Origin of the sequence: Pseudoalteromonas spongiae UST010723-006, from assembly GCF_000238255.3 — a bacterium.
GTDB classification, from domain to species: Bacteria; Pseudomonadota; Gammaproteobacteria; order Enterobacterales; family Alteromonadaceae; genus Pseudoalteromonas; species Pseudoalteromonas spongiae.
Map to the genome: position 1 here is coordinate 2,332,186 of NZ_CP011039.1, position 25,695 is coordinate 2,357,880.

At 41.5% G+C, this 25,695-nt stretch carries 20 protein-coding genes; 9 read left to right on the forward strand and 11 right to left on the reverse strand.

The genetic code is table 11. From position 1 onward, the window contains the following. Positions 1 to 31: 31 nt before the first annotated feature. A complete protein-coding gene (locus PSPO_RS10835) occupies positions 32 to 1,387 on the forward strand; it encodes an AmpG family muropeptide MFS transporter (protein ID WP_010561793.1) in 1,356 nt (451 codons plus the stop codon). A gap of 42 nt (positions 1,388 to 1,429) precedes the next feature. On the opposite strand, the gene PSPO_RS10840 is transcribed toward PSPO_RS10835, so the two are convergent. The 4 genes from PSPO_RS10840 to erpA all read right to left on the reverse strand — a co-directional run bounded on the left by PSPO_RS10840 (position 1,430) and on the right by erpA (position 7,074). Further along, entirely contained in the window at positions 1,430 to 1,669 is a 240-nt protein-coding gene (locus PSPO_RS10840) for a helix-turn-helix domain-containing protein (RefSeq protein ID WP_010561794.1), read from the reverse strand. A gap of 578 nt (positions 1,670 to 2,247) precedes the next feature. Next, positions 2,248 to 5,364, reverse strand: a complete 3,117-nt coding sequence (locus tag PSPO_RS10845; protein WP_010561795.1) for an efflux RND transporter permease subunit — start codon at positions 5,362 to 5,364, stop codon at positions 2,248 to 2,250. Positions 5,365 to 5,375: 11 nt separating this feature from the next. Next, the gene (locus tag PSPO_RS10850) at positions 5,376 to 6,464 is read right to left on the reverse strand and encodes an efflux RND transporter periplasmic adaptor subunit (protein WP_010561796.1); all 1,089 of its coding nucleotides are present in this window, start codon (positions 6,462 to 6,464) and stop codon (positions 5,376 to 5,378) included. A 271-nt stretch (positions 6,465 to 6,735) separates the two neighbouring features. Beyond that, positions 6,736 to 7,074 carry an iron-sulfur cluster insertion protein ErpA gene (erpA, locus tag PSPO_RS10855; RefSeq protein ID WP_010561797.1) on the reverse strand — a complete coding sequence of 113 codons (339 nt, stop codon included), beginning with the start codon at positions 7,072 to 7,074 and terminating at the stop codon, positions 6,736 to 6,738. Positions 7,075 to 7,291: 217 nt separating this feature from the next. On the opposite strand from erpA, the gene PSPO_RS10860 reads away from it, so the two are divergent. The 5 genes from PSPO_RS10860 (at position 7,292) to PSPO_RS10880 (ending at position 13,763) form a co-directional block, all read left to right on the forward strand. Further along, on the forward strand, positions 7,292 to 8,998 hold the full coding sequence (locus PSPO_RS10860; protein WP_010561798.1) for a chloride channel protein: 1,707 nt from the start codon (positions 7,292 to 7,294) through the stop codon (positions 8,996 to 8,998). Positions 8,999 to 9,010: 12 nt separating this feature from the next. After that, on the forward strand, positions 9,011 to 9,445 hold the full coding sequence (locus tag PSPO_RS10865) for a CopD family protein (RefSeq protein ID WP_010561799.1): 435 nt from the start codon (positions 9,011 to 9,013) through the stop codon (positions 9,443 to 9,445). A gap of 48 nt (positions 9,446 to 9,493) precedes the next feature. Beyond that, on the forward strand, positions 9,494 to 10,510 hold the full coding sequence (locus PSPO_RS10870; RefSeq protein ID WP_010561800.1) for an aspartate carbamoyltransferase: 1,017 nt from the start codon (positions 9,494 to 9,496) through the stop codon (positions 10,508 to 10,510). 18 nt (positions 10,511 to 10,528) lie between these two features. Next, a complete protein-coding gene (gene hemL, locus PSPO_RS10875; RefSeq protein ID WP_010561801.1) occupies positions 10,529 to 11,809 on the forward strand; it encodes a glutamate-1-semialdehyde 2,1-aminomutase in 1,281 nt (426 codons plus the stop codon). A 124-nt stretch (positions 11,810 to 11,933) separates the two neighbouring features. Continuing rightward, a complete protein-coding gene (locus tag PSPO_RS10880) occupies positions 11,934 to 13,763 on the forward strand; it encodes a methyl-accepting chemotaxis protein (RefSeq protein WP_010561802.1) in 1,830 nt (609 codons plus the stop codon). 28 nt (positions 13,764 to 13,791) lie between these two features. Here PSPO_RS10880 and mrcB read toward each other — a convergent pair whose 3' ends face one another. After that, a complete protein-coding gene (gene mrcB / locus PSPO_RS10885; RefSeq protein WP_010561803.1) occupies positions 13,792 to 16,104 on the reverse strand; it encodes a penicillin-binding protein 1B in 2,313 nt (770 codons plus the stop codon). A 476-nt stretch (positions 16,105 to 16,580) separates the two neighbouring features. Between mrcB and PSPO_RS10895 the strand changes: the two genes are divergently transcribed. Next, positions 16,581 to 17,633 carry an aldo/keto reductase gene (locus PSPO_RS10895; RefSeq protein WP_010561805.1) on the forward strand — a complete coding sequence of 351 codons (1,053 nt, stop codon included), beginning with the start codon at positions 16,581 to 16,583 and terminating at the stop codon, positions 17,631 to 17,633. Between the two features lie 17 nt (positions 17,634 to 17,650). Here the strand turns inward: PSPO_RS10895 and PSPO_RS10900 are convergent, their stop codons facing one another. After that, positions 17,651 to 18,346, reverse strand: coding sequence for a hypothetical protein (locus PSPO_RS10900; RefSeq protein WP_010561806.1), 696 nt, complete (start codon positions 18,344 to 18,346; stop codon positions 17,651 to 17,653). 131 nt (positions 18,347 to 18,477) lie between these two features. Here PSPO_RS10900 and PSPO_RS10905 point away from each other — a divergent pair, with 131 nt between their 5' ends. After that, entirely contained in the window at positions 18,478 to 18,897 is a 420-nt protein-coding gene (locus tag PSPO_RS10905; RefSeq protein WP_010561807.1) for a DUF3429 domain-containing protein, read from the forward strand. A 12-nt stretch (positions 18,898 to 18,909) separates the two neighbouring features. On the opposite strand, the gene hrpB is transcribed toward PSPO_RS10905, so the two are convergent. From hrpB to PSPO_RS10925, 4 genes are all read right to left on the reverse strand, one after another. Further along, positions 18,910 to 21,351: an ATP-dependent helicase HrpB gene (hrpB, locus tag PSPO_RS10910; protein ID WP_010561808.1), complete on the reverse strand. Its 2,442-nt coding sequence runs from the start codon at positions 21,349 to 21,351 to the stop codon at positions 18,910 to 18,912. Between the two features lie 30 nt (positions 21,352 to 21,381). Beyond that, positions 21,382 to 22,590 (reverse strand): organoarsenical effux MFS transporter ArsJ, encoded by a 1,209-nt coding sequence (gene arsJ, locus PSPO_RS10915; RefSeq protein WP_010561809.1) that lies wholly within the window; start codon positions 22,588 to 22,590, stop codon positions 21,382 to 21,384. A 78-nt stretch (positions 22,591 to 22,668) separates the two neighbouring features. Beyond that, positions 22,669 to 23,667 (reverse strand): ArsJ-associated glyceraldehyde-3-phosphate dehydrogenase, encoded by a 999-nt coding sequence (locus tag PSPO_RS10920; RefSeq protein WP_010561810.1) that lies wholly within the window; start codon positions 23,665 to 23,667, stop codon positions 22,669 to 22,671. A 10-nt stretch (positions 23,668 to 23,677) separates the two neighbouring features. Continuing rightward, the gene (locus tag PSPO_RS10925) at positions 23,678 to 24,001 is read right to left on the reverse strand and encodes an ArsR/SmtB family transcription factor (RefSeq protein ID WP_010561811.1); all 324 of its coding nucleotides are present in this window, start codon (positions 23,999 to 24,001) and stop codon (positions 23,678 to 23,680) included. A 42-nt stretch (positions 24,002 to 24,043) separates the two neighbouring features. On the opposite strand from PSPO_RS10925, the gene thpR reads away from it, so the two are divergent. Then, positions 24,044 to 24,586 carry an RNA 2',3'-cyclic phosphodiesterase gene (gene thpR / locus PSPO_RS10930; protein ID WP_010561812.1) on the forward strand — a complete coding sequence of 181 codons (543 nt, stop codon included), beginning with the start codon at positions 24,044 to 24,046 and terminating at the stop codon, positions 24,584 to 24,586. On the opposite strand, the gene PSPO_RS10935 is transcribed toward thpR, so the two are convergent. Then, positions 24,583 to 25,680 carry a response regulator gene (locus tag PSPO_RS10935; protein ID WP_010561813.1) on the reverse strand — a complete coding sequence of 366 codons (1,098 nt, stop codon included), beginning with the start codon at positions 25,678 to 25,680 and terminating at the stop codon, positions 24,583 to 24,585. The two genes, thpR and PSPO_RS10935, sit on opposite strands and share 4 nt — an antisense overlap. Positions 25,681 to 25,695: the final 15 nt, after the last annotated feature.

Genomic DNA, 25,695 nt, shown 5'->3' on the forward strand with positions numbered 1-25,695 from the left:
TAATAAGAATAATAGGTAAAATAAAACAACTATGGTTACTGTTTCAGAGTATCTTGGCTATTTTAAAGATCGCCGCTTAATCAATGTATTTGCATTTGGCATCGCGAGCGGTTTTCCCTGGATACTGATTGGTTCAGTAATGTCAGCGTGGCTGAAAGACGAAGGCTTATCACGTTCAATGATAGGCCTTTTTGGCATCGTCTTTGTGTGCTACAGCGTTAATTTCTTATGGTCGCCTTTAGTTGATCGCGTAAAGTTACCCCTACTTCACAAATTACTGGGACAACGTCGCAGTTGGATTTTGCTAAGCCAAGTATTTATCTTGCTGGCAACCTTATGGCTAAGCCAAGTTGATATTCAAAACCAATTGCAAACCGTAGCACTGTGTTGTTTTGTTATCGCACTTGCTGGGGCTACCCAAGATATCGCTATCGATGCCTTTCGTATTGATACCCTAAACGAGCACGAGACTCATAAAACAACGGCCGCCGCGACGATGGCAACGTCAGGTTGGTGGACAGGCTATGCGTTATTAGGCGCTGTGCCTTTTTACATGGCTGATCTACCCGACTGGCAATGGACGCACGTTTACTTTGTGTTGGCATTGATAATGTTGGCCCTGATGCTAGGTGTGTTTTTTGCGAAAGAGCCCGATTCAAATCGCGAATATGTTCATAAAGCGCTTGAAGCTGAGTTTATTCAAACTGACGCATCATTTTTAAAACGCATTGGCGCTTGGCTTTGGGTAACAATTGCCGAACCATTTAAAGCTTTCTTTAATCGAAACGGCGTAAAAACGGCACTCGCGCTATTGGCCTTTATATTTCTGTTTAAAATTGGTGAAGCTTTTTTAGGAAGAATGTCGATTGTCTTTTACAAAGAAATTGGCTTTAGTAATTCACAAATTGCCACCTACTCTAAACTTGGTACCGGCTTAATTACCATTGTATTTGCCTTTCTCGGCAGCTTATTTAATTCACGCTACGGTATTGTAAAAGGCTTATTTATTAGCGGCATTGCAATGGCGGCTTCTAACTTAATGTTTTCAGTTATCGCTATGGTAGGACCAAAAGAAAGCCTATACGCCATGGCCATTTTGGTAGATGGCTTTACTCAAGCATGGTCGTTAGTCGCTATGGTGGCATTTATCTCAATGTTATGTGACCGCGCCTTTAGTGCTACACATTATGCGTTACTTGCATCGCTAGGAAATTTGGGAAGAACGTTTTTATCAGGGTCGTCAGGGTATTTAATTGACTACTTAAATGGGAATTGGGCGCTGTTTTTCTTACTAACAGCACTAATGGTAATACCGTCGTTAATTTTCTTATTTTTAATTAGGAAGCGCCTAATGGCATTGGAAGCAAGCTTTCATAGCAAGCAGTAGTGCATCCATGCATCATTAAATTACTTAAAATAAAGTGAATGTTTATTCACTTTTTAATAGCGTTAAGCCTTCAATTGGATCTATTTCAAGCGCTTGGCAGTAACGAATAAATTCAACAACATCTAAACGACGTTCTTGGTTTTCAATTTTGCCAACAAATGAATGCGGTGTTCCAAGCACCTGTGCAAGGCTGCGCATAGTGTGGCCTTTCTCTTGGCGTTTTACTTTAAGCCATTGTGTTAAACGCGAATTTTCTTCCGACGCAACTGTTTTCCCCATCATAATTACTTCTCCTATTGATGATTGGAAATGCTCTATTCTATCAACCCACTTAAACCACACTGAGAATATTGGTAAGAATACACAATACCTAGCATAAAATTTTAGTTAGTACATTCTACCTACTTTGAGTAAATGCCCTACAAATTTTGCGGTTAATCTACAAATTATAGCGACCAAATGCAGGAATTAGATTGATCTAGTATAAGTAATTATTAAAAGTGCATAAAAATTTAGTACTAATATTTTCGTCTATCGGTCAAAGTGACTAGCTAAAATATAGTCAATATTTTCAATATTGGCAGATTTCCGCGTTTTGCTATAACCTAATAAAACAATAAATAAGTATTCATCTTTATGATTAGATTGTTTTTTTTACTGCCAATTTTACTGTGCTTTGCGTGGTTTTACTTTCTTAAGGTAAACAACATCCCGTTAAAACAAGGGAGGAAAGGATTTTTTTATATTCTCGGTGTTAGCTGCGTTATTTTGGCGTTTTTTACCCTAATGCTGCACCTGACGAAAACAAACTAACATAAAAAAAGAGCATCAATTGATGCTCTTTTTATGTTTAACTTAAGCTAGCTTGCCAGTTTGTGTTCTACAATCTCGGCATCTTGATATTGCATCGGCTTTTTTCTAAGTGCTAATAAACACGGTGTCAGTACTAAGGTAAGCACAGTTGCAAAAGCAAGGCCTCCGGCCACAGCCGTTGCTAATTGCACCCACCATTGCGTTGACGGCGCACCAAACGCTATTTCGCGGTTAAATAAGTCGATATTAATTTGCAGTACCATAGGCATTAAGCCCAGTATCGTGGTAACGGTTGTTAACAGTACAGGTCTTAGACGCTGAGCACCGGTTCGCAAAATCGCCTCGTGTTGGTCCATACCTTGTCTGCGAAGAACATTATAGGTATCAATCAATACAATATTATTGTTAACCACTATTCCTGCTAATGAAATAACACCGATGCCCGACATCACAATGCCAAATGGCTGTTGCAAGATAATCAAGCCTAAGAATACACCCACTGTTGAAAACAGCACTGCACTTAAAATCAGCATTGCTTGATAGAAACTATTAAATTGGGTAACTAAGATAATACCCATCACAAAAAGTGCCACTAAGAAGGCTTTTTCTAAGAACACCATAGATTCATCTTGCTCTTCATTTTCACCACGCACTTTTAGCTTCACGCGAGGGTCTAGCCCTTGCGCTTCAAGTTGCGCTTGTAGACGTGGTAGTGCCTTACCTAGTTGTTGACCGACTTTAACATCAGCATTCACCGTAACTACTCGGTGGCTATCAACACGATTAATGGTATCCACTTTTTGAACCGCTTTACGCTCAATAAAGTGAGTAATTGGCACTTGGCCATGCTGGGTTTTTACGCGCAGCGTTTCTAATCGGCCTAAATCACGTTTATCTGCTGGGAAACGGACACGAATATCAATTTCATCATCGACATCATCAGGGCGATATTCACCTAATTTCAAACCGTTAGTTACCATTTGCACGTTAGCGCCAAGCATGGTTGCGTCTGCACCGAAACGCGCAGCGTCTGCACGGTTTAGTTTGAGTTGCCATTCAATACCTGGCTTTGAGGCGGAATCGTCCACATTAACAAAAGCACCATCGTTTTCTATCGCGTTGCGAATACGGCGAGCTTCTTCATTTAATACATTTGGGAACTTAGAACTGAGTTCAATTGATAAATCTTTGCCGCCGCCGGGACCATTTTCATCTTTGCGGATTTCAATTTCCACACCAGCCATATCTGAAGTATTGCCAAGCACTTCTTCGATAATTTGATCTGCCGGACGTCGTTTATCCCAGTCTTTTAAATTCATGCGCAGTGATCCGACGATATCTTTGCCACCGGAGCGAGAATACAGGGTTTTTATTCCCTCAACCGTTAAGATACGTGCTTCGATATCTTTCATGATTTGGTCTTTTTCATAAATCGACAAATCACCGTAACTGCGCACCTTTAAGTTAATGCCATTTGGCTCTACATCAGGAAAGAACTCAACGCCAAGTCCTGACATGCCATAACTAATAAACACTAAAACAGAAAAACCAATAGCGGCAAACAAGCTTAGTAAAGGACGCTTAATCGCACGGTCAAGTAAGCGAACATAACGCCCTGTTGCGCCTTTTAATTGTGTTAGATTACCTTCTTCCGCTACCAATAGGTTTTGCTTTTGCTCATCTGTCAGCGGGCGAACTTTACCAATTAAACTACCAATTGTTGGCACAAATACCAGCGCCATTACTAATGACGCAGAGAGTGTGGCAATTAAGGTAATCGGTAAATACTTCATAAATTCACCCATCATGCCCGGCCAAAAAATCAGCGGCGCAAAAGCCGCTAAAGTAGTGGCTGTTGATGCAATAATCGGCCATGCCATGCGCTTAGCGGCAACCGCATAGGCTTTTTTACGCGGCATACCTTCGCTCATCATACGGTCGGCAAATTCACTTACAACAATGGCGCCATCCACCAACATACCGACCGCCATAATCAAAGCAAACAGCACAACAATGTTGACCGTTAAACCGAATATCGCGATCACTAAAATACCGGTGAGGAAAGAGCCTGGAATGGCTACTCCCACTAAAAACGCTGAGCGCGTGCCTAAAATCGCGATAATCACAATAACAACTAAAAGCACGGCAGAAAGCACATTATTTTGTAAGTCAGACAGCATGTCTTTTACGTCTTTACTCATATCACCGGTATAAGTGACCTTGATATGATTTGGCCAAATAGCTTTGCTTTCTTCCACTTTGGCTTTGACTTGATCAACCGTATCAATAATGTTTTCACCAGCACGCTTTTTAACTTCGAGCGATACCGCTTGTTGGCCATTTATGCGAGCAATCGAATTTGGATCTTTATAAGAGCGTCTAATTTGCGCGACATCCATAAAGCGTACAACTTTATCACCCGATACTTTTACCGGTTGTTCCATAACATCTTGAATGGTTTCAAAAACAGATGGAATTTTTACCGCAAAACGGCCTTTACCCGTATCCAGTGTACCCGCTGCCACTAAGCGGTTATTATTGGTGAGTAAGCTATAAATATCATTTTGGTCAAGACCATACGACTCCATTAAAAGTGGGTCGACAACAATCTCAACCATGTCTTCGCGCTCGCCGCCGATTTCGACCTCTAACACACTTGAGATTGATTCCAACTCATCTTTTAGATTACGTGCAAGCGTTAATAAGCCGCGTTCAGGAATATCGCCCGATAGCGTTAAAGTAATTGTTGGCTGCTGATCTTCCATCAATACTTCGTGTACTTCTGGCTCTTCGGTTTCCGACGGCAGTTTTGCTTTTGCAAGCGATACCTTGTCGCGCACATCAGCAAGCGCTTCTTTTGGATCAGAGCCTGCGAAAAACTCAAGCGTAACGGATGCGTGACCTTCACTGGCAACCGCCGTCATCTCTTTTACCCCTTCGATAGCGCGCAGTTCAATTTCCATTGGACGCACTAACAAACGCTCAGCATCTTCGGGCGAAATGCCATCATGTACTATCGATACATAAATAAATGGAATGGTGACATCGGGATTCGCTTCTTTGGGAATATTTTGGTAGGTCACCCAGCCCGAAATAATCAATAAAATGAATATTGATAAAACGGTACGAGTGCGACTGAGTGAAGCATCAATTAATGTGCGCATTGTGCAGACCTCTACTCTTGCTCATTGGCAAACACAGGTTCAACCGTATCGCCAATTCGCACAAAACCTTGACCTAGAGTAATCACATTTGCGCTTTCGCCAAGTCCGGCCATCCACACGCCAGAGGCTTCTGACTTCACAACATCAATTGGCGAAAACACCACGCGGTTATTGTTATCAACCGTTTTAACACCAATATTGCCGTCTTCATCAAGCGCCATAAATGCTGGGCTTAAATGAATCGCGTTTACTTCATCATAAGTAATATCAAGCTGGGTAGAAAAGCCCGCACGATACTGCATATTTGGGTTATCAAATGCCGCTTCAATTTTAAATGTGTTAGTGCCCTCATCAGCAACGGAAGCGATGTAACGAATTTTTCCGCTGTAGGTTTTATTGTTAATAAATAAACCCGACACACTTTGTCCTACACTTAATCCCATCACTTCTTTTTGCGTTACATCGGCACGTACTACAAGCGGGTTTAAGTCAGCCAACTCTAAAATTGGGTCGCCACGCCCTAAGTAGTCACCTAGCTCAACAAGGCGCTGATTAATTACACCAGAAAACGGTGCTTTAATTTCTGTTCGTTTAAGCGATAGCTCAAGATTTGCCAGACTCGCTTTAGCCTGCTCTAAACTTGCCTTTGCACGCGCTAATGCAGATTGGTCATTAAGGCCTTTTTGCTTTAACTTAAGTGCTCCTTGGTACTCTACTTCGCTTTGTTCAAGCAACGCTTTTGCAGCGGTAATTTGTGAATCTAAATCGGACTTATCGAGTTTAAGAATAACCGTACCTTGCTCAACAAACTGACCCTCTTTAACAAGAATCTCTATTACTTCACCTTCTTGACGAGCGGCAACACGGGCAACCTTATTTGGTTCGGTGCGACCATAAAGTTGCAATGAGCGGTTAATTGGCTTGGCCTGCAAGGTTTCTACTTTAACTTTAGCAATACGCTGCTGGGATTCTGAGGTGCTTTGCTCATTGGCATTTGAGCCACCTGACATCATCCATAAGATAATAAAAATCGTAATAAAAATAGCGATGATATAAGGCTTTTCGTTTAGCTGAGTGCGTAGCTTGTTAAATAGGTGCATTCCTGTCTCCGGAACTGATGTGGCAGATATTTCCTTATCTGATGATAATACTTCTCAACAATATATGTAAGTTAAAAAATGTAACACTCTGCACTCGAGCGTGTTGTTCTTTGTGGTCTAAATTTTGTTCAAGCCCAAAGCTGTTTAATCGTAGCATTGCTTTGTAGACCTAGTAGGCTAAGTCAAGAAGCAACAACAAAACACCGTCCAATTCAGGCACAAAAAATGCCACATAAAGTGGCATTTTAAATTTTACTATTTGTCTATTTAGTTAAACACTAAATGATGCGCCACAACCACAGGTTGTTGTTGCATTTGGGTTGTTTACAAAGAAACGTGAACCCTCTAGACCTTCGGTATAGTCTACTTCACCATCAACTAGGTACTGAAGACTCATTGGGTCAACTACTAGAGTTACACCGCTTTTCTCGATTTCTAAATCGCCAGGATTGGTTTTCTCATCAAATGTAAAACCATATTGGAAACCTGAACACCCACCGCCCGTTACGTAAACACGTAATTTTAATGCTGGGTTTTCTTCTTCCTCGATAAGCTGCTTTACTTTATTTGCAGCATTTTCGCTAAATTTAATTGGTAGTTGATCAGACATACTTCGACCCATTTATATGAATGGTCGAATTATCTAATACCTGACCAATTTAATCAAGTTTAGCGCTATTCCCTTTGGTGATATTAAAGTAACGAAGTATCTAACGCGTTTATTGCGTTAGATCATTACTCGCTATACAAATTAACTTATTTTTTATTGCTATTATGCTGTTATAATTACCTCATAATTAACCCTCTGAATTACCGATAACAATCGCATGACATTTAGCCAAAAAGTAACCGATAATTTGGCGGCCTTACGAAGGGTCGTTGCTCGTCCAAAATCGAGTATTCAATTAGCGTTACTAGGTGTGCTAGCGGGCTTAGTTGCCGCCATGTTGATTATTATGTTTCGCTTAGTGGTATTAATTGGCCAAAGCGGCTTTGTCAGCGAATACGATAACTTTACTCAACTTCCTGAAACTGAAAGATTAATACTACCTATTCTCGCCGCAGTATTTATTGCTACTTTTGCTTACCTAACAGGTTTTAAACATTATCGCCTTGGTATTCCCTACGTTATTCACCGCATTAAACAAAACTATGGCCAAATGCCTATTTGGAATGCCGTTAACCAATTTGTTGGCGGGGCAATTGCACTTATTAGCGGCTTTTCAGTGGGACGAGAAGGCCCATCGGTGCATATGGGGGCGGCAGGTGCCAGTGTCATTGCCAGTTATTTGCATTTGCCTTTTAATGCCATGCGTACCTTAACGGGATGCGGTGTAGCTGCGGGTATTTCGGCATCATTTAACACCCCGCTCGCAGCGGTTATTTTTGTCATGGAAGTGGTACTAAGAGAGTACAAAGTGCATATTTTCGTACCGGTTATTCTGGCATCGGTAACAGGTGCTATCACCACTCAATTTGTTTTTGGCTCCGATTCAGAATTGGCGCTAATTCAAGTAGTATCGATTCCGCCTTGGCATTACCCCTATTTAGTGGTCTGTGGCATTGTGCTCGGTGCGGTTGCCTATGGTTTTAACAAAAATCTGATGTTGATAATTCGCACCTTTAAATCGGTAAATATGTTTCCTCGCCTTATTTTGGCAGGCATTATTACCGGTGCAATTGGTTACTTAGTACCACAAGCCATGGGTTCAGGTATGAGCGCCATAGATATTGCAGTAAGCTCCCCTGAACAGGTTCAGTTACTGACCACCATTTTAATCGCTAAATTATTAGCAACCTTATTTGCCTTAGGCTTAGGTATTCCTGGCGGGATCATTGGCCCAGTTATTGGACTTGGCGTTATTTTAGGCTCATTAATGAGCTACTTTGCTGCGTTTATTAGCCCTGAAGTAAACATTACAGGTACTTACGCGGTACTTGGTATGGCCGGTTTGCTTGCGGCAACGCTCAATGCACCTCTCGCGGCACTGATGACAGTAATGGAACTAACCGCTAGCCACAGCATTATTGTGCCAGCTATGTTAGTAATTGTGTCTGCGTATTTAACCGCACTCCAAGGCTTTGGCAACCGTTCCATTTTCTTACAACAACTGGACTTTCAAGGGCTTAAATATCAGGTTTCCCCTGCCGTAGAAGCACTGCAAAAAGTCGGGGTTATTGAGGAAATGAGCGATAAGTTCAACTTACTTTACAGCGATGATAAATCGCTTATCGCAGAGTCTCTTGATGCAGCAGACGCACAAACCCCGCTAATTGTTTTTGATGATGAAAACGGCTATCGCCTTGCTGAGTACGACTTAAACCTTACCGCTGAAGAAAGCGTGTCAATCCGTTATATCGAAATGCAAGGTGTTACCAGCCAAGCAACCCTTGGTGATGCTTTTGAGATTTTACGCGATAATCGTTCAGGGGTTATTTACGTATATGATCAACTCAAAGACAATGATATTTTAGGCATTATCCGCTGGGATGACATTCGCCAAATTTTAATGATCCGCAACGCATTGCTTTAGGATATAACAATAATGAACACCCTATTACTGATAAAAGCGCTTCACATCTTTTTTATGGTTGCTTGGTTTGCAGGCATTTTTTACCTACCTCGTTTATTTGTTTATCACGCCCTTACCGAAGAGCGCAGTAACAGTGCCATGCTAAAAATCATGGAGCGCCGTTTACTCTTCTTCGTTACGCCATTTGCTATTTTAACGGGCGTTTTTGGTATCACTTTAATTGTAATGTATGGCCGAGAGTGGTTCCGTGCCAGCATGTGGCTGCATTACAAATTAGTGCTGGTCATTTTGCTTTATATTTACCACGGCTACTGCTTTAAACTACTGGCCGATTTTAAGCACGACAGAAACCAGCGAAGCGATAAGTTTTATCGCATATTCAATGAATTACCTGTTTTAGTACTGCTTGCGATTGTTATCTTAGCGGTAATGAAGCCAAGTTTATAAAAAATCTGCTATATTAGCGCCCGAAAATAACTGTTCAGGATCTTTATCATGTCAAACTTTGTTGGCCAGCATGTTCTGTCTGTAAATGAGTTAAACCGCGATGCGATTGAAACCATTTTTAATGTTGCAAAGAAAATGGAGCCGTACGCAAAGAAGCAAAAACGCACCAAAGTACTTGAAGGTGCTATTCTTGCAAACTTATTTTTCGAACCAAGCACCCGTACCCGCGTAAGCTTTGGTACTGCATTTAACTTGCTTGGCGGCCTTGTTCGTGAAACAACCGGCATGCAAACTTCGGCACTTGCTAAAGGTGAATCTCTGTATGATACCGCTCGTGTAATTTCATCATACGCAGATGCCGTTGCGATGCGTCACCCAGAAGCACACTCGGTTGCCGAATTTGCTAATGGTTCGACGGTACCAGTACTTAATGGTGGTGACGGTCCAAACGAACACCCAACACAAGCGCTACTTGACCTGCTAACAATTGATAAAGAACTTGCGCGCTTTGACCGCAATATTGACGGCATGCACATTGCCCTTGTCGGTGATTTAAAATATGGCCGTACCGTGCACTCACTATCAAAATTACTGTGCCATTATAAAGACGTAAAATTTTCACTTGTTGCGCCAGATGGCTTGCAAATGCCTGACTACATTGTTGATACCGTAACTAATGCAGGTCACCAAGTCGAAATCGTCAACCAAATGGAAGGTAATCTTGCAGCCGATATCGTGTATCAAACACGTATTCAAGAAGAGCGCTTCCCATCGCAAGAAGAAGCAAATAAGTATCGTGGTGGCTTCCGTATTAGCCAAGCAATTTACGATGCCCACTGCAAACCAAACTCTGTACTAATGCATCCATTACCGCGCGACAGCCGTGGTGATGCAAATGAGCTTGATAACGACTTAAACAGTAATGATAACCTAGCGATTTTCCGCCAAGTACAAAATGGTGTACTGGTGCGTATGGCGCTATTTGCATTAACGCTAGGTGTTGACGGTCTCGTCGACAAATATGAAACCGAAGTGCCATGGTTCAGCCGTAAACAAAATACCTAATCTTATTTGGAACAAATTATGACAATTAGCCAAGACTTATTTGATAGAGCACAGGCGTCTATCCCTGGTGGTGTGAATTCGCCGGTTCGCGCATTTAACGGTGTCGGTGGCACACCGCGCTTTATTACTAAAGCCGAAGGCGCATTTACTTATGACGCCGACAACAACAAGTACATTGACTATGTTGGCTCTTGGGGCCCAATGATTTTAGGTCACAACCACAGTGCCATTAAACAGGCAGTGCTTGACGCTGTTGAGAACGGTTTAAGCTACGGCGCACCAACAGAAACTGAAATTTTAATGGCCGAGAAAGTAAAAGCACTTGTGCCATCAATTGAAAAAGTGCGCATGGTAAGCTCAGGTACTGAAGCAACCATGAGTGCAATTCGTCTGGCGCGCGGCTTTACAGGCAAAGATAAAATCTTAAAGTTTGAAGGCTGTTACCACGGTCACGCTGACTCACTACTGGTAAAAGCGGGTTCTGGCGCTCTGACTATGGGCGTGCCAAATTCACCGGGTATTCCTGAAGACTTTGCTAAGCACACACTGACTGTATCGTTTAACAAACTCGATGAAGTAAAAGAAATTTTCGCTAAATTTGGTGATGATATTGCGTGTATTATCGTTGAACCTGTTGCAGGTAACATGAACTGTATCCCACCAGTTGCTGGCTTCTTAGAAGGTTTACGCGCAGTGTGTGACGAATACAAATCAGTACTGATTTTTGATGAAGTAATGACAGGCTTCCGCGTTGCAAAAGGCGGTGCACAGGCGTATTACAATATCACACCAGATCTAACCTGTTTAGGTAAGGTAATCGGCGGCGGTATGCCGGTAGGTGCATTTGGTGGTAAAACTGAAATCATGGATTACATCGCACCAGTAGGTCCGGTTTATCAAGCAGGTACGCTTTCAGGTAACCCAATTGCCATGGCGGCAGGCTTAAAAGCCCTTGAGTTACTGGATGTTGATGGTCTTCATGACGAACTTGAAGCGAAAAGTAAGCGTATTTGTGAAGGCTTTAAAGCTGCTGCTGAAAAAGCAGGTATTGAACTTACCACAAACTACGCAGGTGGCATGTATGGTTTCTTCTTCACATCTGAAGAAAAAGTAACTACTTACCAGCAAGCAACAGAATGTGATTTAGAGCGCTTTAAAAAGTTCTTCCACTTAATGCTTGATGAAGGTGTTTATCTTGCACCAAGTGCATTTGAGGCAGGCTTTGTTTCAACAGCACACGGTGATGCTGAAATTGAAGCAACCATTGCAGCTGCTGAGCGCTCTTTCGCTAAGCTTTAAGCAAATAAGTTAGATTTAATTTATAAAACCACGCACTTGCGTGGTTTTTTTTGAACGAAAAAAGGCAAAAACTCGTTCTTCTTATAAACTTGTACCACTGTGTCACTTAACAGGATCAGAGTTTATGCCAAAGCCCAATGCCTTTATTCTTCCCGCCATAACCTTAATGGCCAAGCTAAATTACTCTAAAAAGATCATCGTCGTGGTATGCGTGTTACTAATTCCCTTAGCGATCAGCTTAATTTTTTTAAACGTGCAGCTTAACCATCAAATTACACAGCACCAACGGGAACTCTCAGGACTAAAAAATTACAAGCCTTTGCTACAAGCGGTTGTTGACAACAACTTAAATCAGGTTGCCACCAATGACTTTAATGTTTCAGCTAGTAATGCGTTAGACTCTCTCAATAAAATATCGATAAAAAGCCAACTAGCAACCGATAACGATTTGGCGAGCAATTATTTAAATCGCGCCATAGTGGATGATTTCCCGCTGCTTGTTGCCAATTTTTATGCGGTAAAAGAGGCCACAGACACAGTAATAAATAGCGGCAGTTTTACACCTGATACTTTTATACAGCTATCTAACCAAAATAAATCGCTACCGAGTTCAGTCAATAACCTTGAAAACAAATTAATGGTTGCAATGACGCATCATAAACCAACAAAAACCGCGCTACAAAGCGTCGTTCTTGATACCAAAAGCGTCTTGCTAAACTATCAAAGAACCATAAAACAGCAAGTGCTCGACCCCGATTCAATCAATTTATCACGCTCGCAGTTTTCTCAGCTAAATAAAAAAACAATCGAAAGTTTAGAGCGTTTTACAGGCACCTTGCTGCCACACCTAACTCAAAAAGTACGCCAACAAATGGCAAACGCTCAGTACATTCGTAACAGCGTGCTAATTGCATCGATTCTGTTTACGGTAATCGCACTTTACTTGGTGACAGGTTTTTATTTTGCAGTTATACGCACACTATCGCGTTTATCTAACACCGTAAACGAAGCAGCCAATGGCTCATTAAATATCAAAGTAAACCTTGAAAGTGACGACGAGTTAGCCGCTATCGGCCATCAAATTAATTTTATGTTAAAGCAGTTTGCTGAGCTTGTAGAACAATCTCAACACGCCGCACTTGAACTTAATCAAGCAACCTCTCTGCTTGCAGATACAAGTAACGCAAGCCGCCGAGATGCGATACAACAAGAACAAAAAATTGCTGAAATTTCGGGTCAATTAAGTGAAATGAGCAGCTCAGCACAAGCGGTTGAGCAACAAGCAACCGATGCGCAAACTTTAGCAAAAGAAGCAAGTATTCATGTACAGCAAGGCAGTCAGAATACGCTTAACTTAAGCCAACATATGGCAGAACTACAATTGGATTTTAAACAAAGCCAAGCTGCGCTCAATAAGCTTGCAGAAGACACACAAAACATTAGTAACGTAAGCGTCGCCATCAGTGAAATTGCAGACCAAACTAACTTACTTGCGCTCAATGCCGCGATTGAAGCTGCTCGTGCGGGAGAACAAGGTAGAGGGTTTGCTGTGGTAGCTGATGAAGTACGAACACTGGCAGCACGCACTCAACAACAAACGCAAGAAATTCATACCATTGTCAGCATGTTGCAGGTGGCTGCAAAAGATACCCAACAGAAAATGCAAAACAGTGTAGATAAAATGGAGCAAGGCGTTGAACAAGCCAACCAAACTCGGGATATTTTGGCTAACGCAGAACACGATATGCAATCAATTGACCGCTCTGGCGCTGCAATTATGGAACAGGCCAGTTTACAGACCAGTAGCACATTAAATGTTGTTGCGCACAGCGATGAAATTAGCCAGCTTGCACAACACAGTTTAAGCTCTGCGCAAAGCACCGCTTCTGAAGCGAATCATATTCTGCAAATCGCCAACAAGCTGAAACAGTCTCTTGGCCAGTTTAAGCTGTAAGCTTATTGTTCAAACATCACGATACGCGCTAGTGACAGCGCGGTCGTGAGTTAAATAACTCTGCTGGTATTGGTAATTTAAGTACAGTGCCACACCCTGGCGGAGCTTGTCTGCCCGTTTGTGTATTAACAAATGCCCATTTAATTGACGGTGGTCTAGGTGTCGCGATTGACTCTGGGTTTAACTGTCGCAAATAGCGAATGTAAAGCTCTAAAGCACCAACGCTACCAGTTAACTTAGTCGGTTTATTATCATCACGGCCAACCCAAGTAACGGTTACCGTATTTTGGTCAAACCCAGCAAACCAACTATCACGTAAATTGTTGGTTGAGCCCGTTTTACCTGCTAACTGAATGGTTGGGAAGTGTAATTTTAAGCGTTTCGCGGTGCCTTCACGTGTTACCTTTTGCATTGCGTATTTAGTCATATAACTAGTCGCTGGAGAAAAGCGCGTTTCAGGCGTACTGTGATGCTGATAAATAAGTTCGCCCACAGCATTGGTAATTGCCGCCACTGACGTTAACTTGCGATAATCGCCATCAAAGGCAATGGTTGAATACATTTGCGCAACATCAATCGGTGCGAGTTCCTGCGCACCTAACAGTAGTGACGGGTACTGATTAATTGACTCATCAACCCCTAGTCGCTTAATTGACTCAGTTACAGCAGGTAAACCTAAATCTAGTCCAACCGCCACAGCTGGCATATTGATACTTTTACTAAAAGCTTGATAAAGCGGCATTTTGCCGCGGAATTTCTGGTCGAAATTAGACGGTGACCAAGTATGTCCGGCTTCATCGCTAATCTCCATTGGCTCATCATCAACTAAGCTACCTAAGGTGTATTTACCCGATTCAAATGCCGTCATGTAAATGGCTGGCTTAACCAATGAGCCGATATTACGTTTGGTATCGAGCGCTCGGTTAAAGCCATTAAAATCGCTATCGCGTGCACCTACCAAGGCAGACACACCGCCGTATTTTACATTAACCGACAACATTGCCGCCTCAAGCTTAGAAGTCGATTTTAAACGCTCTAAATATGGCAACCCAGTTTCAAACGACTTTTCCATCGCCGCTTGTTTTTGTAAATCGAAATAAGTAAATACGCGTACACCTGCGTCAATTGTATCTTTTGAATTTAAAATTGTTTTCAGCTCGCGGCGAACCAAGTCCATATAGCCCGGGTGCTGATTAATATCAAAGCGTGATAGTGGTTCTATTTTGATATCGCGTGCTAACGCCAGTTTATAGCTCTTAGTCGAAATTAAACCATTCTCAACCATTAAGCGCAGCACCAAGTCGCGTCTTTCCATCGTGCGCTCTTTAAAACGCCTTGGATTATAAAAACTAGGCCCTTTAACCATCGCCACTAATAGCGCAACTTGGTCGTATTCAATTTCATTCAGCGGTTTACCAAAATAAAACTCACTGGCTAAACCAAAGCCGTGTACACCTTGCGAGCGCGATTGACCTAAATACACTTCATTTAAGTACGCTTCTAAAATTTCGTCTTTGCTGTATCTAAAATCTAAAATCAGCGCGATTAATGCTTCATTGATTTTACGTGTTAGGGTGCGATCTCGGGTTAAATAAAAGTTTTTCGCTAACTGCTGAGTTAAAGTACTGCCCCCTTGCACTGTGCGACCTGCGCGAATATTTGCAACCAAGGCACGTACAATAGACCAAACTGATACCCCATGGTGCTCGTAAAAATTGCGGTCTTCTACCAACAGCAAGGTATCTTGTACTACTTGCGGAATATGACTAAGTGGCACAAACTCGCGGTCTTGCTTACTTTCGTTGGCAAGGCGCGCCAACTGTAATGGCTCTAAGCGCGCCATTGATAAATTTGCCCCTTGCTCATCTTTAATTGCAGCAAGCTTTTTCGGGCCAAACACTAAATCGAACCCAACTTGCTGTTCTGCTCCATCATAAAATTCAAAAGCACGGCGATAAATACGAATAGTATTGCCTTTAATAACGTACTGACCAGTATTATTGATGCGATTAACTTCAGAATAGTTAAGGCGTTGTAGTTCCCACACCACTTCATCTTTTGATAAGTATTGGCCGGGATAAAAGGTCATTGCGCGGGCATAAATTTGCGCTGGTAACTGCCACTTATTACCCTCAAATTTATGGCTAATTTTGCTATCTAAATAGATTAAATAAAGTGCTAGTGCAACCAGCAAACCAGCACCTAGCTTTAACGCGAGTATTGAAAAGCGTTTTAATTTGCTCGGTTTGGTTTTAGCTTGAGTGGCTTTTTTAGCGCGCGACTTACGCGTTGTAGATGTCTTTTTCGTTGCCGCTTTTGGCGTTTTCTTTTTATCTGTCATTGCACTTAGAATTGAGAAAAATCCTGTTTATCATACCGATTTTTGTATCGCATTTCATTGCCAATACCTATTAAAACCCCCATTATAATTGCCTGATGTTGTTGTTTGTATTTTTAATCAGCATGGCTGAATATTGTTCTCATAAAAAAGCATCAAATTGCAACGTCATATTTTCACTAAACCTAGGGTCTGTTGACCTTTCAAGTTCGTTTTTGCAGCAGTTTGATTGGGTTTTATACAAGGCAGAGGCTGCGTGGCATAGTTATTCTATGTGAGTCAGCCGATAACACAGTAGAAAAGCCAATCAAGCGCTGCCGAACGGTTCTTTTAAGCGCACTTTTCTCATTGTTGCTCGATATTCGCTTAGATTACTAGGCCACACATCGAGCGCCGCGATAAAAGCACGCTCAAACAGAACAAAAATAGAACAGCAAAGATCAACAGACCCTAATAACTTTAAGACCAGAAGGTTCGCTATGAAATACGCAAAATTAGGAAGTTCAAACATTGATGTTTCACGTATTTGTTTAGGCACCATGACCTGGGGTGTGCAAAACAATCAACTTGATGCCAATCAACAAATTGAGTTAGCCGCCGAGCAGGGTATCAACTTTATGGATACAGCCGAAATGTACGCTGTACCGCCAACCCCCGAAACCTACGGTAAAACAGAAGAAATTATTGGTAACTACTTTGCCAAAAATAAACAAAAGCGTGATGATTGGGTAGTTGCAACAAAGATAGCAGGCAATGGCCTGCCTTGGATCAGAAATGCTTCAGACATCACTGGGCAAGCGGTAATCAATGCGGTTGATGCGTCATTAAAACGCCTACAAATCGACACCATTGATGTTTACCAACTACATTGGCCTAACCGCACTTCTCCGCATTTTGCAAAACATAGACCGAACCAAATTAGTTTTACAAATGTTGATACTAAAGCTCATAAAGCGCAAATGTTAGATATTTTACAAGGGCTAGATCACTGTATTAAAGCAGGTAAGATTCGCCACTATGGCCTTTCAGATGATACGACTTGGGGCATTCATACGTTTATTGAATTAGCCAAGGCGCATAACTTGCCTCGCCCGGTGTCTATTCAAAATGAATTCAATTTACTGCACGCTAAAGATTGGCCTTATTTAATAGAGCACTGTGTACATGAAGAAATTGCCTATTTACCTTGGTCGCCGCTAGCAACCGGAATGTTAAGTGGAAAATACCTAAACGATGCCAGACCACAAGGTAGTCGCTGGACATTAATGCAGCGCAATGGGTTATTTAGAAATACCGAAATCGCACAGCAGGCGGTTGCTGAATATTGTCAGCTTGCGGCGAAATTAGGGATCACACCAAGCCAACTTGCACTGGCATGGTGCGATAAAGTTGATGGTGTAACTTCAACTATTATTGGTGCAACCACACAGCAACAGCTAGCTGAAAACATTGCCGCATTTGAACTTAACCTACCAGATGACTTTATGGCGCAAGTAGATGCTATTTGGCGTAAATACCCACTGCCGTATTAGCGCGGGCAGTTAACATACTACCGCTTAAATAATGTGTGTACTAACTGCTTTAAATTAATCGGCATAATCACAAATAAGGCAACACCCGATGCAAAATGCGGGTTTGCCTTACAATAAAATGCAATCTCTCGTTTTTCGCTGTTAAAAAACGCCTTTAAATCATCGTCACTATAAGCACTACTACGTCCTGTTTCCACTAAACAACGGGTATCTGTCACTGAGCTAACAATGCCAGCCTTATTAAATGCGTCAAACAAATCGCGTTTATGATGTAAAAACTGCGAGCTAGGATACGTGATTGCAACGCGCTTACTAATAGCGCGATACATCGCAGGGCTTAACATGGTATCGGCATAGTAAATATCTTGCCAAGGATGCATTAGCCAATACTTAAACGCTTGTTGAATAGAAAACGATAAAGTATGACCACCTTGTCGAAATTCAGGATAAAAGCCAGCGGATGCTCTTAACAGCACTTTTTTATTTGCACGCTCAAACGTAAGTAAACAATAACCAACAATATTTCCATCAGCAAAATAAAGCCTTAAAACACGTTTAAACGCCGCGCTACAATTGAAGTATTTTTCAAAATATTCGTCACTGGAAATACCGTTAAAACAAGCAGTAAAAATACCTTTGAGCGCTGAAATATGTGATGTGTCTAACCAATTATTTGGCCAACTAAAATCTTGTGTCTGTTGAATAGCCCCCACTTAACCACCTTAAATAGAGCGATAACTCTAAACAGAATATCAGAGCCTGTTTATCTAAATCCATAATAAACTAAACAAATTTGATGATTCTCGCGTACAATCACTATCAATTGAAATTGTGAATTGTACTTATGTCAAAATATAGCAATCAAACATTATTAGGTTACCTTGGTCTTATTCCATTTTTATTATTAGTAGGTGCTCACTTTCTTTTTGAGCATGTTTTATTAAGCCAAGCATTTATGTTTTATAGCATTAGTATTATGAGTTTCGTTGCTGGTACATTATGGCACGAATCAAACAGTAACAAGCTAAATTGGCTAGTTGTATTACCAACAATCCCAACGCTAGCGCTCGCACTATTTGATATAAAGCTGGCCCTACTCTACCTCGGCGCATCGTATGTTTTTGTGTTGGCAGTGCAAAAACGTACCGAAACATGGAGTAAATTAACCCCAGATTATCAACGCATGCGCGAGCGTATTACGGGTGTCGTGTTGGTTTGTCATTTATTTTTTGCCGCACAACTGCACCATGGTGTGGTGCAGTAAAAAGCAGTGTGATTACATTCTGCTTTTAACTTTGTTAGTTGCCTTAGCATTGGCCGGATCGTCTGGCCAAAAATGCTTAGGGTAGCGTCCTTTCATTTCTTTTTGCACTTCTCGGTAACTCGACGCCCAAAACCCAGCTAAATCCTGCGTGATCTGGAGCGGTCGCATTGCCGGTGACAGTAATTCAATGGCTAACGATAGCTCACCATTCGCAAGCTTAGGTGTGGTTGCAACGCCATACATTTCTTGCATTTTTACCGAGAGCTTTGCAGGGCCATCAACTTGGTAATGAATTTTTAGTTTTGAACCAGTAGGCACAACTAATCGCTCTGGCAATAACTCATCTAATAACGTTTGTTGCTGCCAATCAAGCAACCCTTTAAGTGGCGCTAATAATTCCAGCTTTTTAAGCGCCGCCAAACTATTTACGTCGGTTAAATAAGGCGAAAGCCACGTATCAAGATGATCAAATAAGTGCTGTTTTGATAACTGCGGAAACTCATTTGGTAAAAATTGATGGGCTAACGTTAAACGCACTATGTATTGCTCAACGTCAAACGTTAGATTTAACAGCTGCCACCCTTTTCTTGCGATAATATGACACCAAGCAGCAGCTTTTTCATCACCACTAAGCGCCTTATTACTCGGTTTACGTGACAGTATCAGTTGCCCTAAACAATATTGTGTTTCGGCAATAAAACGCCCAACATTCTCATCAAACTGTGCAACGTCTTTATTTTCAAATAAGTACGGCAACGCCCTTTCAACTTGTGCTAAGTCACACTTACACGCATTAAATACGTGTTGCCCTGTCGCACCGCCCATATCACCAATACACAATAGGTCATCATAAATTGGAAAGTCATCATAAAGCGTTGCGCCAGCGCCATTAGCCAAGCGCAATCCGTTACCGCGTTTTTGCGCAATGCGGTCGGGAAAAGCCAACGCCATTACAATCGATAAATATTCAAGAGGTAAATGATTAACTGCCGTTAATTTTAAGCGTTTAAGCCACAGGCGTAGTTCTTTATCAAAGTTTGGCTGCGGTGATTTAAGCTGAAAATTAAGCCCAGTTGCAAGGTCATTACTGCGATTTACCTGACTGGTGAAAAGCGCAACCAGATACACCGCCAAATGATAAATACCGGTATAATCTGCTTCAAGTTGCTTTGCTTTTATCAGCATATGAGCAAAACGTAGCTCTGTACCATAACTCAACATTTGTTGACCTAATGAGGTAATCTTGCCATCAGCCGTGATAGCTTCAAGCATCAACAGTAGACTTTTCGCCGCATCAATCTGTTTGATTGATGGCTTATCAAGTAACACCAAATCGTCAATTGACGTTCCCCAATTAGCACACTCTAAAACAAGCTGACTAATATCGCTGCGCAATATTTCAGGTATTGCATGGCTTGCTCGTCGCTCGAAATGTTCTTTACTGCCTAAGCGATACACCACACCCGCTTCGATGCGCCCGGCACGACCCGCGCGCTGAATCGCCGATGACTTAGCCACATTAACAGTAAGTAATTGGCTAATGCCATTTTTAACATTGTATTGGGTTATTTTCTCTTTACCTGAATCAACAACAATGCGAATTCCATCAATGGTTAAGCTGGTTTCTGCCACATTGGTGGTGAGTACTATTTTCCGTTGCCCTTCGGAGCATGGTTGAAGCGCCGCTTGCTGTGTTTTTTTGTCTTGCTTGCCAAACAGTGCGTAAATTGCAGTATCTTGCGCGATGCTTCCTGTGTTTTTGGCTGCAATAAGCTCAGACTCTATCGCTTTTATTTCTTTTACGCCGGGTAAGAACACCAGTGCGCTGCCGCTTTGTTCTGCCATTGCTTGAATGGTTAACGGCGCAATTTGCGCGAGCCAATCAGCTTCATTTTTAACTGCAGTATAATGTTCAGCAATAGGAAATTGACGCCCTTCACTTTGCACCAGCGGTGCATCGAAGTGACAACTTAAACGTTCCCCATCAAGCGTTGCCGACATAATCAGTAATTTAAGATCATCACGATAAGCCATTTGCGCTTCAAATGAGAGTGCAAGTGCTGTTTCAGCTTGAATTGAACGCTCGTGAAACTCATCAAAAATCACCAAGTCTACGCCGTCTAACTCAGGGTCATCTTGCAGCATACGTGTCAGCATGCCTTCAGTTACAATTTCTAAACGGGTGTGTTGGCTGGTAAAATTTTCACCACGAATGCGCAAACCGATTGTGTGCCCTAGCGGCTCATCTAAACAGTCGGCCAGAAAGCTTGCGATATTGCGTGCAGCAAGCCTACGCGGCTCTAACATAATAATACGTTTGAAGTGATTATCTTTAATTAATTGCAGTGGCAACCAAGTTGATTTACCCGCCCCTGGTGGCGCTTGCAGCACCACGCGCTCATGTTGCGATAATCTAGAAACCAGAGTTTGATAAACACTTTTTATCGGCAGCAAAACAACTATCCATTCATTTTTTGCTGAATTTTAACTGTTTTGCGTTAACTTCGCAGTAATTGGAATGCAAATCGCTACAAATAATGCGCTCGCGATTAAACATGCTGTTAACCCATATTGCTGAAACAATAATCCGGACAACACAGTGCCAAATAAACGCCCACAGGCATTTGCCATGTAATAAAGGCCAACATCCATCGAGGCACCTTCATCACGGGCGTAATGCACAATCAAAAATGAGTGAATGGCAGAGTTAATAGCAAAAATTACGGCAAATAAAATTAGCCCAAGTATCGCTACATTAACCAATGATAGGCCGTAAGAAATCGCCACCAGCATAATCACCAAAACAGCCAACAATGCAAGCGCACTGAACACCGCTGACTGCGCATTGGCCTGTTTATTAAACGCCTTAAATACTTTTGGCGTAGTTGATTGAAAAACCCCATAAATAATCACCCACAACGCCATCATAGTACCTACTGCTGTACTCGACCATCCCGCTTGCATGGTTAAAAACACCGGCAAGGCAACCACAAACCACACATCGCGACTGGCAAATAAAAAGCAACGCGCAAACGAGAGTAGGTTTACTTTTTTGCTTGATGAAAATACTTGGCTAAATTTCGGCTTAAATGATTTGGCCTCTAAACTTTGCTTTAACTGAGACGCAACCAATAAAGTGATGAATCCAAGTCCGCCAGCAAGTAAATACAAACTGTTTTGATAGCCAAATAGCGCCAGTAAAAAACCACCTAAAAAGAAACCACACCCTTTTAGTGTATTTTTCGACCCTGTAAGCAGTGCCACCCATTTAAATAGAGTGCTACTTTCATCGCTTGGCACAAGCTGTTTAATCGCTGTTTTAGCACTCATTTTATTGAGATCTTTGGCGATGCCCGATGCTGCTTGCAATATCATTACATAAACAACACTTAGCCACTGAGTTTGCGCCAGCAAAATCAGCGCGCTAATTTGCAGCAGCAAGCCACTAAACAGCGTGACTTTTAAACCAAAACGGGCGCCCAACCAGCCACCAAACAAATTGGTAACAATGCCAAAAAATTCGTAAAACAAAAATAGCATTGCCACTTCAATTGGCGAATAACCGAGTTTATGAAAATACAGCACCACTAGCATACGCAGTGCGCCGTCAGTTAAGGTAAATCCCCAGTAAGCTAGGGTAATTTGTATGTAGTCTTTAATTCCCTGACTGACTGTGTTTGATGCTGCTAACATAATTTAACGCTACGTGACGTGATAAACAAAACCTAAACCAAGGCGTTGCAACACCTTGGTTTAAGAAGAAAAGGTAAGTTAAGACGCGGCAATCATATTAACAATGTCATTCATGCGTGAGACATAGTTAATTTCGTTGTCGTACCAAGCCAACACTTTCACTAAATGCTTGTCAATTACTTGAGTCGACAACCCATCAACAATGGCACTGTGCGTATCGCCAACAAAATCAACCGAAACCAACGGACGCATTTCAATATCTAAAATACCCTTTAATTCACCTGATTTAGCGCACTCAAACGCATTGTTAATGTCTTCAACGCTGGTTGGTTTTTCAGTTTCAATTACTAAGTCCACCAAAGAGCCGCTTAACAGCGGTACACGCACAGCTAAGCCATCAAGTTTGCCTTTCAGCTCAGGGAAAATCGTCATAATGGCTGTTGTTGACCCCGAGCTTGTTGGAATTAACGATTCACCACAAGCGCGCGCACGACGTAAGTCTTTATGGGCTTTATCAACAATCGTTTGAGTATTGGTAATATCGTGAATGGTGGTCATTGAACCACGTTTTATGCCGACTGTTTCTTTTAGTACCTTTACAACAGGCGCTAGGCAGTTGGTTGTGCACGACGCTGCCGTAACCACTTTATGTTTATCTGCTTGGTATAAATCATGATTTACGCCATAGACTAAATTAATCGCGCCTTCGTCTTTTACTGGGCAAGAAACAAGAACACGCGCTAATCCTTTATCTAACAAAGGTTGAAATAGCTCCGATTTACGGTAAAGCCCCGAACAGTCAATCAATAAGTCAATATTATCAACAGGCAGATCAGTTAACTTTGACTCATGCAATAAGCTAATTTTCTGCTCAGCGACATATAAATGACTGTCATCAGCATGAATTTCATTGTCTTTAAAACGTCCTTGAACTGAGTCAAACGCTAGCAAGTGGGCAATCGCTTCGTTTGTTGCTGCGGGATCATTAATATACACCAACTGATGGTTTGCCTCAGCTAACACGATACGTGCTAATAATTTACCCATACGACCGAAGCCATTAATCGCAATTTTCATAATAAACAGCCTAACAATTTGAAGGTTTGAAAGAAGTTAAATCACGTTGCACTTGGCAATCGCTATTTAGTGTGTCGAGTGTTAGTTTCAATATCGCTAACAGCGGCTGGCTGAGCGATTCACTTAATTGATAAAAGCGCCATGTACCGCGAGTAACAGACTGCACAAGCCCTGACTTTTTTAAATAACTTAAATGGCGACTAACCGTACCTTGTGGCATATCTAAAACGGCAACGAGATCACAGACACATACCTCTTTATGCTCTAAAATAAGAGCCATAATTCGAAGGCGGGTCTGCTCACTGAGTGCTTTGTGAAATTGTGCTACAACCATAAATTCGCTTAAACATATATACGCATAAGCAAATATTAAAAGATGACAGATAAAAATCAAGAAAATAAACGGCTATTTTTTGGCTTAGATTTTAGTGAAGAAGATAAATATAGAATATTCAGATGGTTAACATCAAAAATTGAAAGCAAACGAAAGCCTGTATTAAAAAGTAATTTGCACTTAACCTTAGCTTTTTTACCGAATGTGCCAATAAAAACACAAAAAGCTTTAATTGAATTTGCGCACAGCTTAACGGTGTCCCCATTTAGCTTGCGCTTTGAAGAGACAAGCTTTTGGCAAAATAGTGGAATTTTTTATTTAAAACCAACAAGCCAACCCAGCTCATTAACACAGCTTGCCAATACATTACGCGATAAAGGTGAAAAACTGCAACTTTACACTAACCCGTTTGCCTATCACCCGCACGTTACACTAATACGAAACTGCAAACAGCCCCCTCAAACAATACAAAAAATCACGCCGTTTGACGTGACCTATAGTGAATTTAAACTCTTTCACTCGACGCGCATTAATAACCAGTTACGCTATATACCAATCGAAACATTTCCGCTAAAAACCGGCTAAGATAATTGGCGTTTAAAATCTTTAATCACGTTATTTAAGCTATTAATAATTTTTACATGACTATAGGCGAGTTCTTCAAACTTCATTAACGTGTCATCGGTGACTTCAGTTAACTTGCTTTCTTCGTCGTTGGTGAGTTCAAGTTGGCTAAAGATTTCAAAAAACTTAAGTGATTGGTGACTTTGAATTTGCTGGGTTTGTTCTGTAAAAAGCCCCATTTTTTGCTGTAAGTCATCTAGTTCGTATGCAATTTTTTTAAAATACAGTTGTTTTACATATTCTTGATTAAGCATATTAACTTGATGATTTGCACATTCAATATAGGCCGCTACCACATCTAAAATTTGCCCTTTTCGCACTTCGTCTTCAGGCATATTTTTAATTAAAATACAGATATAACTGTCTTTGAAAAAATATCGACGCCCAGCGTTAATAATACGCTCGTCTTTTTGCATTACTAATTTAAAAAGATCTTCTTCCATACCACATGCACGTGCATAAGGACTATCCCAGTAACTTATCTGACTATTTTCACTGTAAGCAATCGACGCCGTAAGCTCTAAGCTCTGTAAATACGAAAAAATATGAACTAAAAACTCGCTGTAGTTAGTGCAAGAAAGGCAGCCTTGAATCGCTCTTGCCGTATTACCCCACATAAAAGAATCAGACATTGCAGAAAATACCGCTGTGTTTGCCTGTTGCTCAGCCTCTTTTAGGGCATCAAACTCTTGCCGGTTAGCGAGCGCTTTTTTAATTTTAATTAATAGTAAAGGGGGAATAAATGCGCGTTTATCAATCCAATCGGCGGCACCTGCATTGAATGCATTCATTTTGACATCAAGCTCTTCAGATGCGCTGAGAAAAATTATAATTGGGGTTTTACCTTGTTTTTTAATATGATGAATAAGCTCAACCCCTTCGCCATCGGGAAAGTAGTAATCCAATACTATGACACTAAATTGAGACTTATCGCACAAGGCTTTCGCTTGCTCCAAGTTATACGCTTGTGACACTAGGTATTCATCGGTCAAGCTTGAGGCAACAAGATCATTTAAACAAATATCGTCTTCCGCAATTAGTAAGTCTATTTTCATAGTTTAAACACGTTA

Excerpts from the sequence above, each read along its gene's own strand:
- PSPO_RS10835 (WP_010561793.1), top strand. The coding sequence starts at position 32 with ATGGTTACTGTTTCAGAGTATCTTGGCTATTTTAAAGATCGCCGCTTA.
- PSPO_RS10840 (WP_010561794.1), bottom strand. The coding sequence starts at position 1,669 with ATGATGGGGAAAACAGTTGCGTCGGAAGAAAATTCGCGTTTAACACAA.
- PSPO_RS10845 (WP_010561795.1), bottom strand. The coding sequence starts at position 5,364 with ATGCGCACATTAATTGATGCTTCACTCAGTCGCACTCGTACCGTTTTA.
- PSPO_RS10850 (WP_010561796.1), bottom strand. The coding sequence starts at position 6,464 with ATGCACCTATTTAACAAGCTACGCACTCAGCTAAACGAAAAGCCTTAT.
- erpA (WP_010561797.1), bottom strand. The coding sequence starts at position 7,074 with ATGTCTGATCAACTACCAATTAAATTTAGCGAAAATGCTGCAAATAAA.
- PSPO_RS10860 (WP_010561798.1), top strand. The coding sequence starts at position 7,292 with ATGACATTTAGCCAAAAAGTAACCGATAATTTGGCGGCCTTACGAAGG.
- PSPO_RS10865 (WP_010561799.1), top strand. The coding sequence starts at position 9,011 with ATGAACACCCTATTACTGATAAAAGCGCTTCACATCTTTTTTATGGTT.
- PSPO_RS10870 (WP_010561800.1), top strand. The coding sequence starts at position 9,494 with ATGTCAAACTTTGTTGGCCAGCATGTTCTGTCTGTAAATGAGTTAAAC.
- hemL (WP_010561801.1), top strand. The coding sequence starts at position 10,529 with ATGACAATTAGCCAAGACTTATTTGATAGAGCACAGGCGTCTATCCCT.
- PSPO_RS10880 (WP_010561802.1), top strand. The coding sequence starts at position 11,934 with ATGCCAAAGCCCAATGCCTTTATTCTTCCCGCCATAACCTTAATGGCC.
- mrcB (WP_010561803.1), bottom strand. The coding sequence starts at position 16,104 with ATGACAGATAAAAAGAAAACGCCAAAAGCGGCAACGAAAAAGACATCT.
- PSPO_RS10895 (WP_010561805.1), top strand. The coding sequence starts at position 16,581 with ATGAAATACGCAAAATTAGGAAGTTCAAACATTGATGTTTCACGTATT.
- PSPO_RS10905 (WP_010561807.1), top strand. The coding sequence starts at position 18,478 with ATGTCAAAATATAGCAATCAAACATTATTAGGTTACCTTGGTCTTATT.
- arsJ (WP_010561809.1), bottom strand. The coding sequence starts at position 22,590 with ATGTTAGCAGCATCAAACACAGTCAGTCAGGGAATTAAAGACTACATA.
- PSPO_RS10920 (WP_010561810.1), bottom strand. The coding sequence starts at position 23,667 with ATGAAAATTGCGATTAATGGCTTCGGTCGTATGGGTAAATTATTAGCA.
- PSPO_RS10925 (WP_010561811.1), bottom strand. The coding sequence starts at position 24,001 with ATGGTTGTAGCACAATTTCACAAAGCACTCAGTGAGCAGACCCGCCTT.
- thpR (WP_010561812.1), top strand. The coding sequence starts at position 24,044 with ATGACAGATAAAAATCAAGAAAATAAACGGCTATTTTTTGGCTTAGAT.
- PSPO_RS10935 (WP_010561813.1), bottom strand. The coding sequence starts at position 25,680 with ATGAAAATAGACTTACTAATTGCGGAAGACGATATTTGTTTAAATGAT.